This window comes from Streptomyces broussonetiae, from assembly GCF_009796285.1.
Taxonomy (GTDB): domain Bacteria; phylum Actinomycetota; class Actinomycetes; order Streptomycetales; family Streptomycetaceae; genus Streptomyces; species Streptomyces broussonetiae.
Genome location: NZ_CP047020.1, coordinates 3,970,675 through 3,983,774, shown reverse-complemented (window position 1 = coordinate 3,983,774; position 13,100 = coordinate 3,970,675). Strand labels below are relative to the sequence as shown.

Annotated in this window: 12 protein-coding genes; 8 read left to right on the top strand and 4 right to left on the bottom strand. The window is 72.2% G+C overall.

Features of this window, described 5'->3' with window-relative positions:
- Positions 1-77: 77 nt before the first annotated feature.
- The 3 genes from GQF42_RS47710 to GQF42_RS18460 all read left to right on the top strand — a co-directional run bounded on the left by GQF42_RS47710 (position 78) and on the right by GQF42_RS18460 (position 2,500).
- Positions 78-158, top strand: a complete 81-nt coding sequence (locus tag GQF42_RS47710; protein ID WP_218161885.1) for a tryptorubin family RiPP precursor — start codon at positions 78-80, stop codon at positions 156-158.
- 85 nt (positions 159-243) lie between these two features.
- Positions 244-1,287 (top strand): cytochrome P450, encoded by a 1,044-nt coding sequence (locus tag GQF42_RS18465; RefSeq protein ID WP_158921329.1) that lies wholly within the window; start codon positions 244-246, stop codon positions 1,285-1,287.
- Positions 1,274-2,500, top strand: a complete 1,227-nt coding sequence (locus GQF42_RS18460) for a cytochrome P450 family protein (protein ID WP_233273380.1) — start codon at positions 1,274-1,276, stop codon at positions 2,498-2,500. Before GQF42_RS18465 ends, GQF42_RS18460 begins: the two co-directional genes overlap by 14 nt.
- Here GQF42_RS18460 and GQF42_RS18455 read toward each other — a convergent pair.
- Complete coding sequence (locus GQF42_RS18455) at positions 2,475-3,701, bottom strand: MFS transporter (RefSeq protein ID WP_158921327.1); 1,227 nt, start codon at positions 3,699-3,701, stop codon at positions 2,475-2,477. The two genes, GQF42_RS18460 and GQF42_RS18455, sit on opposite strands and share 26 nt — an antisense overlap.
- A gap of 84 nt (positions 3,702-3,785) precedes the next feature.
- Here GQF42_RS18455 and GQF42_RS18450 point away from each other — a divergent pair, with 84 nt between their 5' ends.
- Complete coding sequence (locus GQF42_RS18450) at positions 3,786-4,754, top strand: LysR family transcriptional regulator (protein WP_158921325.1); 969 nt, start codon at positions 3,786-3,788, stop codon at positions 4,752-4,754.
- 51 nt (positions 4,755-4,805) lie between these two features.
- Here GQF42_RS18450 and GQF42_RS18445 read toward each other — a convergent pair whose 3' ends face one another.
- The 3 genes from GQF42_RS18445 to GQF42_RS18435 form a co-directional block, all read right to left on the bottom strand.
- Positions 4,806-5,885 (bottom strand): ABC transporter substrate-binding protein, encoded by a 1,080-nt coding sequence (locus GQF42_RS18445; RefSeq protein WP_158921323.1) that lies wholly within the window; start codon positions 5,883-5,885, stop codon positions 4,806-4,808.
- A 79-nt stretch (positions 5,886-5,964) separates the two neighbouring features.
- Positions 5,965-6,843: an ABC transporter permease gene (locus GQF42_RS18440; RefSeq protein ID WP_158921321.1), complete on the bottom strand. Its 879-nt coding sequence runs from the start codon at positions 6,841-6,843 to the stop codon at positions 5,965-5,967.
- Positions 6,840-7,679, bottom strand: a complete 840-nt coding sequence (locus GQF42_RS18435) for an ABC transporter ATP-binding protein (RefSeq protein WP_158921319.1) — start codon at positions 7,677-7,679, stop codon at positions 6,840-6,842. Before GQF42_RS18435 ends, GQF42_RS18440 begins: the two co-directional genes overlap by 4 nt.
- Before the next feature lie 236 nt (positions 7,680-7,915).
- Here GQF42_RS18435 and GQF42_RS18430 point away from each other — a divergent pair, with 236 nt between their 5' ends.
- From GQF42_RS18430 to GQF42_RS18415, 4 genes are all read left to right on the top strand, one after another.
- The gene (locus tag GQF42_RS18430) at positions 7,916-9,571 is read left to right on the top strand and encodes a sensor histidine kinase (RefSeq protein WP_158921317.1); all 1,656 of its coding nucleotides are present in this window, start codon (positions 7,916-7,918) and stop codon (positions 9,569-9,571) included.
- Positions 9,568-10,257: a response regulator gene (locus tag GQF42_RS18425; protein ID WP_158921315.1), complete on the top strand. Its 690-nt coding sequence runs from the start codon at positions 9,568-9,570 to the stop codon at positions 10,255-10,257. The genes GQF42_RS18430 and GQF42_RS18425 overlap by 4 nt, the downstream gene beginning before the upstream one ends.
- A gap of 173 nt (positions 10,258-10,430) precedes the next feature.
- Positions 10,431-11,801, top strand: coding sequence for a nitrate/nitrite transporter (locus GQF42_RS18420; protein ID WP_158921314.1), 1,371 nt, complete (start codon positions 10,431-10,433; stop codon positions 11,799-11,801).
- Positions 11,802-11,925: 124 nt separating this feature from the next.
- The gene (locus tag GQF42_RS18415; protein ID WP_158921313.1) at positions 11,926-13,077 is read left to right on the top strand and encodes a uroporphyrinogen-III synthase; all 1,152 of its coding nucleotides are present in this window, start codon (positions 11,926-11,928) and stop codon (positions 13,075-13,077) included.
- The last annotated feature ends 23 nt before the right edge of the window (positions 13,078-13,100 follow it).

Sequence of the window (13,100 nt, the reverse complement as noted above, 5' to 3'; positions counted from 1 at the left end):
AGCCTTGTGAAGCCATCTGCGCACGACCTCCACAAGAGGAAGCGCGTGACAGCTCCACCCGGAAAGGGGGTGTAGTGATGAAGCTTCTCTTCGCCATCCGTAACAAGGTGTCCGCTCAGAAGAGCCTGAAGGCGAGCGCCTGGTACTTCTGGTACTAAGCCGAAGCCGAGTGGTCGCCCCCGCTGCCCGGCGGGGGCGACGCCGCCCGCCGACGTCCGCCCCCTCGGTCTTCCGGAGACCCGCATGCGCCGCACGTTGTTCCACCCACGGCTTGCCGCCCTGTTCCGGGACCATCTCGGGCAGGACGTCTTCCGGCTCGAACCCGACACCGTCGGCATCGCCGGGTACGAGGTCGCCGACCGGATCCTCGCCGCCCGCCGGGCCACCGAGACCGAGCGGCCCACGTTCAAGCCACTGCACGGACGGTCGATCTCACGCGGCGAGGCCTCCTCGGTGATGCGGACCATCGGCGGCGACGTACGCGAGGCGCTGAAGAGGTCCCGCCCCGGGCCCGAGGACGTCGACCTGTCCGGGGTCTGGCCGCTCAGGGGGCATCTGTTCCTGCGGGACCTGATCCTCGGCAAGGACCCCTACCGGCTGCGGATCCTGATGAGCCGCAACCTCGAACTGACCCCCAAGCTCACCTGGGCGGTGATCGCGGCGGGCGCCGCGCTCCCGGGGCGGGTCGGGCGGCGCGGCGCCCCGCTGACCGCGATCGCGGGGCTGACGGCCGACGCCGGCGGCTACCACGAGCGCCGGTACGCCATGGGCATGTACCGGCGCGCGGCGGCCCCGGTGTGCTTCACGGTCTCCACCCTGGTCGCGAACGCGCTCTGGCTCGGCTCGCCGTTCGACCCCGACACCCCGAACCGGCACATCCTCCACGAGTCCATGCGGCTGCTGCCGCCGTCCTGGAACATCCTGCGCAACGCCTCCCCCGAGTACCCCGCCGTCGACGACCGCATCGGCGCGGGTGACGACGTCCTGCTCCTGCCCCTCCTGACGCACCGGGACCCCAAGCTGTGGGAGGACCCGCACGAGTTCCGCCCGGAGCGCTGGGAGAGCCTCGATCCCGACACCGCCCCCGGCTACCTCCCCTTCGGCCACTCCTCCGAGCGCTGCTGGGGCCGGCACATGGTGATGCCGCTCGCCGAACTGCTCCTGGACCTGATCCGCGGGTCCGGCCTCGCGGTCAGCCCCGACCAGCGCTCCGCCAAGGTCCCGCTCGTCGGACTGCTCGGCGTGGAGGACGTACAGGTGACGAAGGTGCGCCGTGCCGCTGCCTGAGATGTCGTACGACACGGAGACGGTGGACGAGTCCTTCGCCGGTCGCCCGCACGACGTCTACCGGCGCTGGCGCGAGGAGGGCGGGGTGCGCAAGGTCCGTTTCTCCGGCGCCGCCCCCTTGGCCGGCTGGGTCGTCACCGGGCACGCCGCCTGCCGGGCGGCGCTCGCCGACCCCCGGCTGAGCAAGGACGGCGCGACTGAGGCGTACGCCCGCCACGAGGGCCTGCCGGGCGGCGGTCCGGGCGGAGCGCTCACCACGCACATGCTCAACTCCGACCCGCCGCGCCACACGCGCCTGCGCCGGCTGGTGCAACAGGCGTTCACCCAGCGGCGGGTGGCGGAGCTGCGCCCCCGGATCGAGGCCCACGTCACCGCACTCCTCGACGCGGTGGACCGGGCGGACGAGGCGGGCGAGGTCGACCTGATCGCCCGGTTCGCGCTGCCGCTGCCGCTCGCGGTGATCTTCGAGCTGCTCGGCGCGGACCCCGGCGCGCACGGGATCCTCCAGGTCAGGGGCCACACGGTGGGCGGGGACGGGGGAGACGGGGAGGTGTCCGTCCCGACCGCCGAGACCATGCTGGAGCGGCTGCGGGAGCTGGTCGAGGACAAGCGCGCCCACCCCGGCGACGACCTGCTCTCCGCTCTCCTCGCCGCCCGCGCCGACGGCGAGCGCCTCACCGGGCAGGAGGTCACCTCGATGGCGTTCCTGCTGGTGATCGCGGGCCACCAGACCACGGTCAATCTCGTCGCCAACGGCCTGTACGCGCTGCTCACGCATCCCGGGCAGCTCGCCGCCGTACGCGCCGATCCCGCGCTCGTCCCCGGCCTGACCGAGGAAGTCCTGCGCCACGAGAGCCCGTTCGCGCTCGCGAGCCTGCGCTACACCACCGAGCCGGTGACGATCGCCGGTACGACGATCCCGGCCGGGGAGTTCGTGCAGATCGCGTTGGCGGCCGCCAACCGGGACCCGGCGGTCTTCGCGGACCCCGACCGCTTCGACGTCACCCGCGACGCCTCCCGGCACCTGGCGTTCGGCCACGGCATCCATCACTGCCTGGGCGCACCGCTGGCCCGGCTGCAGGCCGAGATCGCTTTCACCCACGTACTGCGACGCTTCCCCGGCCTGCGTCTCGCCGGTCGCGAGCGTGCCCCCGAGTGGCAGGACAACCCTCGGCACCGCGGCCTGCTCAGTCTTCCGGTCCGTCTGCGCTGACGTTCCGCCGGGCGCCCGTCGATGCCGTGTGGACGAGCAGCGCGAGCGCGGCCGCGGTGGCCGGGACGGCGAGGGCGGTGCCGGGGGAGAGGTGCTGGGCCGTCCAGCCGCCGGCCGCCGAGCCGCAGGCGATGCCGGTGAGCAGCCCGGTCACCACCAGGCTCATGCCCTCGTTCAGCCGGTCGGCCGGGGTGCGCCGCTGCACCAGGGTCATCGCCGTCACCATCGTCGGCGCGGTCGCCATGCCCGCGACCAGCAGCGCGCCCGCGAGCCCCGGCAGCGAGCCGGCCGCCCCGGCCGCCGCCCACGGCAGGGTCATCAGGACGGCCATGGCGGCCAGGCAGTGGCCGAGCCGCACCCCCGCCGGCCTGCGCGCCCCGAACACCAGGCCCGCCGCGCACGAGCCCGCCGCCTGGAGTGCGAGGACGGCACCGGCCACCGCGCGGTGGCCGTGCGCGTCGGCGAAGGCGATCGTGCCGACCTCCATCGAGCCGAACACCATGCCGGTCGCGACGAAGCAGGCCAGCAGCGGCCGGATGCCGGGGCTGCGCAGCGGCGACGGCGCCTTCGAACGGGCGCCGACCGGCGGCTCGGTGGCGCGCTGCGCGGTGAACAGCAGCATGCCGGCGAGCAGCAGCACCGCCCCGGTGAGCGTGCCCGCCTCCGGGAAGAACGTGCCGGTCAGGAAGGACGCGAGCACCGGGCCGAGCATGAAGCACAGCTCGTCGGCGGCCTGCTCGAAGGCGTTCGCGGTGTGCAGCGCGCCGGAGTCGTCGCGCAGCAGATGGGCCCAGCGGGCGCGGGAGAGTCCGCCGATGTTGGGGGTGGCCGCGGTCGCGGCGTAGGCGGCGAACAGGGTCCAGTCGGGAGCGCCGAAGCGCACGCACAGCAGCAGCGCGAGGCTGCCGAGCACGGAGAGAAGCGTGGCGGGCACGGCGATCCGGGCCTGTCCGTGCCGGTCGATCAGCCGGGCGATCCAGGGCCCGGCCAGCCCGGTCGCGGCGAGTCCGGTCGCGGTGACGGCACCGGCGAGGGCGTACGAGCCCCGGGAACCGGCGATCATCACGACGGCGCTCACGCTGAACATGCCCATCGGCAGCCGGGCGAGCAGATTGCCGGTGGTGAACGCGCGCGTACCGGGGAGGGAGAAGAGCCGGAGGTAGGCGCTCCGGCGCGTCGGCGTGGATATGACGGAGGGCATGGACGCACCCTCGCCCAGGGCGGATCAAGGGGTCCAACACCTGCTCGGCGCCCATTCACGCACCTGTGTTGTAGGTTCGCGCTCATGCCCGCCGACCTGGACCCGAGACTGCTGCGCGCCTTCGTCGCCGTCGCCGAGGAACTGCACTTCACCCGGGCCGCCGCCCGGCTGTACGTCGCCCAGCAGGCGCTCAGCCGTGATGTACGGCGGCTGGAGCGGGAGTTGGGCGCCGAGCTGTTCCTGCGGAGCACGCGGCAGGTGACGCTGACGGCCGACGGCGAGCGCCTGCTGCCGTACGCCCGACGGGTCCTGGCGGCCCAGGACGAGCTGCTGGCGGCCTGCACGTCCTTCGGGCAGGCCCGCCCGCTGCTGGTGGACCTCAACTCGCCGGGCCTCGTCACCGGTCGCCGGGTGCTGCACCGGGCCCGTGAACTCGCCCCCGACTGCGAGCTGATGGCCCGCTACGAGAGCGGTCTGACCGGAGCCGCCGAGCAGATCCTGTCGGGCCGGCTGGACGTCTCCTTCGGCCGGTTCGCCGGGCTGGACCCGGCGCTGCGGTCAGGGCTGGAGCGGCAGCCGGTGCGCTACGAGCCGATGGCCGTGGTCCTGCCCGAGGAACACCCCCTGGCCGCGCTGCCGGAGATACCGGTGGCCGGGATGACCGGGGAGACGGTGTACGCCGGTGCCGGCAATCCGCGCACCCTGGAGTGGACCGACCTGGCGTCCCGGCTCTTCGCGCAGTACGGCATCCGGCTCGCCCCGCCGCTGCCGCTGGCCGTCGGGGACGAGGAGTTCGAGCGGATCATGGGCAAGACCCGGTATCCGGTGCTGGCCGTGGTGGACTTCCCGGCCCTGCCCCGCACGGTCCGCCGCCCGCTCGTCGACCCCGTTCCGCTGTCGCCGGTCTCGCTGGTGTGGCGCAGGGGCCTGGTCCATCCGGGGCTGGACGCGCTGCGCGGCGCGGCGGCGCGGATCGCGGCGGCGCAGGGGTGGCTGCGCCGGCCGGAGGGGAGCTGGCTCCCGGCGGCGGACGAGATGACGGCGACCGGCTGACGGGGCCACCGGGTCGTCTCCGACCAGGTGGCCCCGTCAGCCGGTTGAGGATCAGCCGTTCGCGCCCGCCGGGGTCGTCGTGGTCTTCAGGCCCTCCAGCTTGTTGGCCTGGAGCACGAAGTCGTTGGTGAACGTCTTGCTCAGGTCGATCGAGGAGGTGGCGTTGCCGACCAGTTCCTCGGTGGCCAGGACGGTCTTCGGGCCGCCGGCCGGCATCAGGCCGTCCGGGAGGAACTGCCCCTTGTCCTGGTTCAGGGCCGTGACGTAGTCGGCCTTGGTGACCAGCTGGTTCTGCACGAACGACTGCGGCAGCTTGTCGGCGATGTCGGCCGCGCTGTGCGTGTTGATCCAGTGCATGGTGGCCACGAGCGCGTCGACGACCTTCTGCACCGCGTCCTTGTGCGAGTTCACCCAGTCGGTACGGGCGATGACGCTGGCGGCCGGCCAGGCGCTGCCCAGCGCGGCGGTGGCGCCCTGGGTGGTGGCCAGGTCGATCGCGGAGGTGCCGACGCCCTTCTTCTCCATCGCGGCGACCGTCGGCTGTGTCGTCATGACGCAGGCGGTCTTGCCGTTCTGGAGCGCTGCGACGGCGGTGGAGCCCGCGCCGACCCCGATCCGGCTGAAGTCGCCGGTCTTGAGGCCCTTCTTGGCGGCCAGGAACTTGGTGAGGGTGTCGGTGCCCGAACCCAGGTCGGTGACGCCCAGCGTCTTGCCCTTGAAGTCGGCGGCCGAGTGGACGCCGCTCTTCGGGGTGCACATCTCCCGCTCGCCGGGCGCACCGGACAGCTGGATGACGTCCTCGACCGCCTTGCCCTTCGCCTGGAAGTCGATCGTGTGGTTGTACCAGGCTCCGGCCATGTCCACCTGCCCGGAGGCCATGGCGTCCTCGGCGCCGGTGCCGCCGTCCTGCTCGGTGCTCAGGACGACGTTGACGCCGTACTTCTTGTAGAAGCCGAGGTTGTCGGCGAGCTGGTACGGCAGGTAGATCTGCTTGTCGATGCCGCCGACCATGATCTTGACGGTCGGGGTGCCGCCGGAGGCCGACGAGCCGCCGGAGCTGCCGGAACACGCGGTGGCCGCGCCGAGGGTGAGGGCGGTGACGATGGATGCGGTGAGGGCTCTTTTCAGCATGGCGGCTCGTACCTTTCGGACCTGCGAGGGGACGCGGGGAGGGAGGGGAAGGGGGCAGGGAGGGGTAAGTCAGGGGCGGTCAGAGGGAGTTCGCCTCGGTGGGGGCCGGCGGGCGCCAGGACAGCAGCCGGTGTTCGAGCTTGGCGATCAGCCACTCCGCGCCCAGCACGATGACCGAGATGACGAGCATCGTGGCGAACACGCCGTTGGGGTCGAAGTTGTTCTGCGCGGTCTTGATGACGAGACCGAGGCCGCTCTGCGCGCCGAGCACCTCGCCGACCAGCGCGCCGACGATGGCGAAGCCGAAGGCGCTGTGCAGGCTGGCGATGATCCAGGTGAGCGCGGAGGGCACGATGACGTGCCGGACGATCTGCAGCTGGGAGGCGCCGAGGACCCGGGCGTTGGCCAGGATGTTGCGGTCGACCTCGCGGACGCCCTGGAAGGCGTTGAAGAAGACGATGAAGAACACCAGCACGGCGGCGAGCAGGATCTTAGGGGTCACGCCGATGCCGAACGCGACGATGAAGATCGAGCCGAGGACGATGCGCGGGATCGCGTTGACCATCTTGATGTAGGGCCCGAGGACGTCGGACAGGTAGCGGCTCTGGCCGAGGGCCACGCCGAAGACGACTCCGGCGACGGCGCCGACGGCGAACCCGATGAGCGCTTCCTGGATGGTGGTCCAGATGTTCGCGTAGAAGGAGCCGAACTCGGTGCCGTGCTGGAAGAGGTCGACCAGCCGCTTCCAGATGCCGGAAGGCTGTCCGAAGAAGAACGGGTCGACGATGCCCCACGTGGTGAAGGCCTGCCAGCCGCCGATGACGAAGACCGCGATGCCGATGCGGCCCGCCCAGACCGACGCGACCCGCCGCCGGGCGGCCTGCTTGGCGGCTGCCGCCGCGGAGGACTGCTTGCCGCCCGCGACCTGCGCGGCGGAAGCGGTGGACGTCGTGCTCATGCCTTGCCTCCTGCGGTGCGTGCGTAGGCGCGCTCGACCTCTTCGCGCAGCGTTTCCCAGATCTGTTGCTGGAGTTCGATGAAGCGGGGCTGGAAGCGGATCTCCTGGACGGAGCCGCGCGGGCGCGGCAGGTCGATGTCGAAGACCGCCTTGACCGAACCGGGGCTGGAGGTCATCACGACGACCCGGTCGGCGAGCGCCACGGCCTCGTCGAGGTCGTGGGTGATGAAGATGACGGACGGCCGGATCTGCTCCCAGAGGCCCAGCAGCTCGGTCGACATGATCGCCTTGGTCTGCACGTCCAGCGCGCCGAACGGCTCGTCCATGATCAGGATCTTGGGTTCGTTGATCAGCGCCGCGGCCATGGCCACGCGCTTGCGCATACCGCCGGAGAGCTGGTGGGGGTAACGGTCCTCGAACCCGGACAGTCCGACCCGGCGCAGCCAGTCCCGGGCGGCGGTCTGCGCCTGCTGCTTGGGCACCCCCCGGAAGACCGGCCCCATCAGCACGTTGCCGAGGACGCTCTTCCAGGGCAGCAGCGCGTCCGCCTGGAACATGAAGCTGACGCCGTCGGTGATGCCGTCCACCTCGCGGCCGCCGACCTTGACCGAGCCCTCGCTGGGCCGGTCGAGGCCGGACACCATGCCCAGGGTGGTCGACTTGCCGCAGCCGGTGGGGCCGACCACCGCGCAGAACTGGCCGGGCTCCACGGTGAACGACACGCCCTCCAGCGCCGTGAACACCTCACCGGCAGGCGTCAGGAATCGCTTGGTGAGCCCGGATATCTCGATGTGCGCGTCCTCGCGCACCGCCGCACCGGCACTGCTGGAAGCCATGGGGAGCGGTCTCCTTTCCCCTCGGGGGTCGAGGTGAAGGCAGACGCTAGAGGCCACCCCGTGTTACGTCGCTGTTTCACAGGTATCCCGCGATAGCCGCGTAACCAGGAGTTCTGCTCGTTCTGCTCAGTGAAACGGGGCTGGGCAGAATTCCGGCCATCAGGCACAATCACGCCACCACGGGTCCGGCGCAGGGCCGGCCCGGCACCAAACGGAACAGGGGCGATGAGGCACCTGTGACACCCATCCGCATACGGATCGGGCGCGGCGGGAGGGGGAGACTGTCCGCGCGGATCCTCGTCAGCCAGCTCGCCATCCTGGCGCTCACGGGCGTCATCGGCTTCGCCCTGTTCGCCTTCGCGCAGCGCTCCGCCCTCGACCGCACCTACGAGGAGCGGGCCGTGGCCATCGCCAAGACGACGGCCGCCGATCCGCAGATCCGGCGGGCCATGCAGGACGGCGGCGGCGCCGTCGTCCAGGCCGTCGCCGAACGCATCCGGCAGTCGTCGGGGGCGTCGTACGTCGTGGTCATCGACCTGCACGGGGTCCGCCACTCGCACCCCATGCCGCAACTGGTCGGCTCGCCGGTGGCCGAGCCGATCGTGGCGCGGGACGGGCAGCCGCACGTCGGCACCGACCAGGGCGCGACCGGGCGGTCCGCCAACGGCAGGGTCCCGCTGTACGGGCCGACGGGCGAGCTGGTCGGCGAGGTGTCGGTGGGCATCCCGGAGCGCGACGTACTGGGCGAGCTGTGGCACGAGCTGCTCACCTTCGCCGTGTACGCCGCGATCGCCACCGCGCTCGGGGCCGCGGCCGCGTTTCTGCTGGCCAGGCGGCTGAAGCGGACCACGTTCGGGCTGGAGCTGGAGGAGATCGCCGGGCTGCTGCAGGACCGCGAGGCGATGCTGCACGGCATCCGCGAGGGCGTGCTCGCCTTCGCCCCGGACGGCCGGATCAGCGTGGTCAACGACGAGGCCCGGCGGCTGATCGGCCTCGGCACCGCCCTCGGCAGCACCCTGGACGAGGTGCTGCCCGACGGACGGCTGCGCCGCGCCCTGGACGGCACCCTGACCGGCACCGACATCAGCGTCCTGACGGACGAGCACTGTCTGGTCGTCAACCGGATGCCGGTGACCCTGCACGGCCGCGCGCTGGGCGCGGTGGTGACCGTCCGCGACCGCACCGAACTGGTCGGGCTGCTGCGGGAGCTGGACTCCGTACGCGGTCTGACGGACGCCCTGCGCGCCCAGCAGCACGAGTTCACCAACCGGATGCACACGCTCGCCGGGCTTCTGGACATCGGGGCGTACGACGACGCGTACGACCTGGCCGTGGAGTCGGCCGGCGCCGGGCAGGCGCTCACCGAGTTCGTGCGGGGGCGGATCGGCAACCCACTGATGGTCGGCCTGGTCGTGGCCAAGACCACGGTGGCCGCCGAACGCGGTGTGTGGGTCGAGCTGGCCGACGACTCGGCGCTCGGCGCGGACCCGCCGCAGCTGCGCCTGCTGCTGACGATCGTCGGCAACCTGCTGGACAACGCGATCGACGCGGCGGGCGACGGACCGCCCCCGGCGGACGGGCGCACGGTCCGCCTCGCCCTCACCGAGGACGAGCGGGGCACGACGGTACGGGTGGCGGACACCGGCCCCGGCATCCCGCCCGGCGCCCGCGAGTCGATCTTCGAGGATGGCTGGTCGACCCGCCCCGACCGGGGCACCGCCCGCCGCGGCCTGGGCCTCGCCCTGGTCCACCGCCTGGTGTCGCGGCACGGCGGCACGATCACCGTCAGCGAGGGCCCGGGCGCGGTCTTCACCGTACGACTGCCGGCCCCCGCCGTGCGGCCGAAGAACAGATTCGCCGAGGCGCTGCCCGTGGGAGGTGACCGCCGATGATCCGCACGCTGGTCGTGGACGACGACTTCCGGGTCAGCCACATCCACTGCGACTACGTGTCCCGGGTGCGGGGCTACGAGGTGGTGGGCGAGGCGGCGACCGTGGCCGAGGCGCTGGAGGCGGCGCACGACCTGCGCCCCGACCTGCTCCTCCTCGACATCTTCCTGCCCGACGGCAGCGGACTGGACGTGCTGCGCCGCCTCACCGGGGACGCGGGGGGCGCCCGCCCCGACGCCTTCGTGATCACCGCGGACCGTGACATCGCCTCCGTCCGCACCGCCATGAAACTCGGCGCCGTGGGCTACCTGGTCAAGCCGTTCGGCGCCGCCGACCTGGCCGAGCGGCTCACCTCGTACCGCGAACTCCAGCACCGCGTCGACACCCTCGGGGAGACCACGGAGACCGAACAGGCCGATGTGGACGCCCTGTTCAGCGCGGTCCGGCCGCCCGCCGTGCCCCGGGTCCCGGCCAAGGGCCACTCGGCGCCGACGCTCGCCCTCGTCCAGCAGACGCTGCGCACCGCTCACCGCGACCTGTCGGCCGCCGAGGCCGCCGAGCTGACCGGCGTCTCCCGGGCCACGGCCCAGCGCTACCTCTCGTACCTCGTCAAGGAGGGAATGGTCCGCCTGATCCTGCGCTACGGGGCGACCGGCCGCCCCGAGCACCGCTACCGGATCGCGTCCTGAGACACCGGCTGCGCGCCCTCACGGACCGGTCACCGGCCGCGTGAGAGCAACGTTCCCTTCCGGTCACCCACGGCCACAGCGCGGAAACGCGTGCTCCCTACCTTCGGGTTCAGCCAGTCGTACAGCGGACCGCCGTATGACAGAACGAGCAGCCGGAGCACCGTGGAGGAGCGATGACAGCCCCAGCCCTACCCCGTCGCAGTGGCCGCTGGATCGAGCGGTGGGACCCGGAGGACGAGGGGTTCTGGCGAGCGAGCGGGGAGCGGATCGCCCGCCGGAACCTGTGGTTCTCGGTGCTCTCGGAACACGTCGGCTTCTCGGTCTGGACCCTCTGGTCCGTCCTCGTCCTGTTCATGGGTCCGCAGTACGGCCTCACGCCCGCGGACAAGTTCCTGCTGACCTCGATGGTCACGCTGGTCGGCGCGGTCGTCCGCGTCCCGTACACCTTCGCCGTGGCGGTCTTCGGCGGCCGCAACTGGACGATCATCTCGGCGAGCCTGCTGCTGGTGCCGACGGTGGCGGCGTTCGCGGTGATGCGGCCGGGCACGTCCTTCACCACGTTCCTGCTGGTCGGCCTGCTGGCCGGCATCGGCGGCGGCAACTTCGCCTCCTCCATGACCAACATCAACGCCTTCTTCCCGCTGAAGAGGAAGGGCTGGGCGCTGGGGCTGAACGCCGGCGGCGGGAACGTGGGCGTGCCGGTCATCCAGCTCGTCGCACTCGCGATCATCGGCGCGAACGGCGGCCCGCGCGTGCTGCTGGGCATCTACATCCCGCTGATCGTCGTGGCGGCCGTGGCGGCGGCGATCTTCATGGACAACCTGGCGACGGTGAAGAACGACACCGGCGCGGCGAAGGACGCGGCCAAGGACGCCCACACCTGGATCATGTCGTTCCTCTACGTCGGTACCTTCGGCTCCTTCATCGGCTACAGCTTCGCCTTCGGCCAGGTCCTGACGAACCAGTTCGGCCGCACCCCGCTCCAGGCGGCCTACCTCACCTTCATCGGCCCCCTGCTCGGCTCCCTGATCCGCCCGGTGGGCGGCCGGCTGGCGGACCGCTACGGGGGCGCCCGCATCACTCTGTGGAACTACGTGGGCATGGCGGCGGCCACGGCCGTGCTGGTGATCGCGAGCATGCAGAAGTCGCTGCCGCTGTTCGTGTCGGTCTTCGTGGTCCTGTTCGTCCTGAGCGGGCTCGGCAACGGCTCGACGTTCAAGATGATCCCGGGCATCTTCCAGGCGAAGGCGCTGGCCAAGGGCCTGACCGGGGAGCAGGCGGTGGCGTACGGCCGCCGGCTGTCCGGCGCTTCGATGGGCCTGATCGGCGCGGTGGGAGCGCTCGGCGGAGTCGGCATCAACATGGCCTTCCGCCAGTCGTTCCTCTCCTACGGCTCCGGGACGGGCGCCTTCGTCGCCTTCCTCGCTTTCTACGGCGTGTGCTTCGCGCTGACGTGGGCCGTATACCTTCGCCGCCCGGCGGGGCAGGCCGAAACGGAGGCCACGACCGGCGCGAAGTCGCAGCTCAGCTACGCCGAAGTGTGACGTGAGGCCGGTGTTGAGGTAGGACGTAACAGCGGTGACATCACCCCGAACCGAGCCTGTCACGCGCCGTTGACAGGCTCGAACGGCGTACCGGTCAGGGGCGTGCCGGTCAGCGAGGAGAGCCATGTACGACGAGGAACAGCACCCTGGGCACGGTCCGCTCGCGGGCTTCACCGTGGGCGTCACCGCCGCGCGCCGGGCCGAGGAGCTGGGCGCTCTGCTCCAGCGGCGCGGCGCCGCCGTCCAGCACGCGCCCGCGCTGCGGATCGTGCCGCTCGCCGACGACGGGGAACTCCTCGCCGCGACGAAGGAGATCATCGACCAGGTCCCGGACATCGTCGTGGCCACCACCGCCATCGGCTTCCGGGGCTGGGTGGAGGCGGCCGAGGGCTGGGGTTTGGGCGATCCACTGCTCGCCCGCCTCCGGGAGGCGGAGCTGCTCGCCCGCGGCCCCAAGGTCAAGGGATCGATCCGCGCGGCCGGCCTGACGGAGGAGTGGTCCCCTTCCTCGGAATCCATGGCGGAGGTCCTGGACCGGCTGCTGGAGGCGGGCGTGGAAGGCCGCCGTATCGCGGTGCAGCTCCACGGCGAACCGCTGCCCGGCTTCGTCGAATCGCTCCGGGCCGGGGGAGCGGAGGTGCTCCCGGTGCCGGTGTACCGCTGGATGCCCCCGCAGGACACGACCCCGCTGGACCGTCTGCTGGAGGCGACGGTGGCCCGCTCGGTGGACGCCCTGACCTTCACGAGCGCCCCCGCGGCAGCGTCCCTGCTCTCCCGGGCGGAGGCCAGGGGCCTGCTGCCGGAGCTGCTGTCGGCCCTCTCCCACGACGTCCTGCCGGCCTGTGTGGGCCCGGTGACGGCGCTCCCGCTGCAGGCGCAGGGGGTGGACACGGTCCAGCCGGAACGCTTCCGCCTCGGCCCGCTGGTGCAGCTGCTCTGCCAGGAACTCCCGGCCCGGGCCCGCGCACTGCCGATCGCCGGTCACCGGGTGGAGATCCGGGGCCATGCGGTCCTGGTGGACGGCGACCTCAAGCCGGTCCCCCCGGCCGGCATGTCCCTGCTCCGGGTCCTGTCCCGCCGCCCGGGCTGGGTGGTACCCCGAGCGGACCTGCTGCGCGCCCTGCCGGGCGCGGGCCGGGACGAACACGCGGTGGAGACGGCGATGGCGCGCCTGCGCACGGCCCTCGGCGCACCCAAGCTGATCCAGACGGTGGTGAAGCGGGGCTATCGGCTGGCGCTGGACCCGGCGGCGGACTCCAAGTACGCGGACGCGTGAGGCGGAGCCCGGTCCCTCACCGG

Coding starts and splice junctions, on each gene's coding strand:
- GQF42_RS18425 (WP_158921315.1), top strand. CDS start 9,568: ATGATCCGCACGCTGGTCGTGGACGACGACTTCCGGGTCAGCCACATC.
- GQF42_RS18455 (WP_158921327.1), bottom strand. CDS start 3,701: ATGCCCTCCGTCATATCCACGCCGACGCGCCGGAGCGCCTACCTCCGG.
- GQF42_RS18435 (WP_158921319.1), bottom strand. CDS start 7,679: ATGGCTTCCAGCAGTGCCGGTGCGGCGGTGCGCGAGGACGCGCACATC.
- GQF42_RS18445 (WP_158921323.1), bottom strand. CDS start 5,885: ATGCTGAAAAGAGCCCTCACCGCATCCATCGTCACCGCCCTCACCCTC.
- GQF42_RS18420 (WP_158921314.1), top strand. CDS start 10,431: ATGACAGCCCCAGCCCTACCCCGTCGCAGTGGCCGCTGGATCGAGCGG.
- GQF42_RS18440 (WP_158921321.1), bottom strand. CDS start 6,843: ATGAGCACGACGTCCACCGCTTCCGCCGCGCAGGTCGCGGGCGGCAAG.
- GQF42_RS18465 (WP_158921329.1), top strand. CDS start 244: ATGCGCCGCACGTTGTTCCACCCACGGCTTGCCGCCCTGTTCCGGGAC.
- GQF42_RS18450 (WP_158921325.1), top strand. CDS start 3,786: ATGCCCGCCGACCTGGACCCGAGACTGCTGCGCGCCTTCGTCGCCGTC.
- GQF42_RS47710 (WP_218161885.1), top strand. CDS start 78: ATGAAGCTTCTCTTCGCCATCCGTAACAAGGTGTCCGCTCAGAAGAGC.
- GQF42_RS18415 (WP_158921313.1), top strand. CDS start 11,926: ATGTACGACGAGGAACAGCACCCTGGGCACGGTCCGCTCGCGGGCTTC.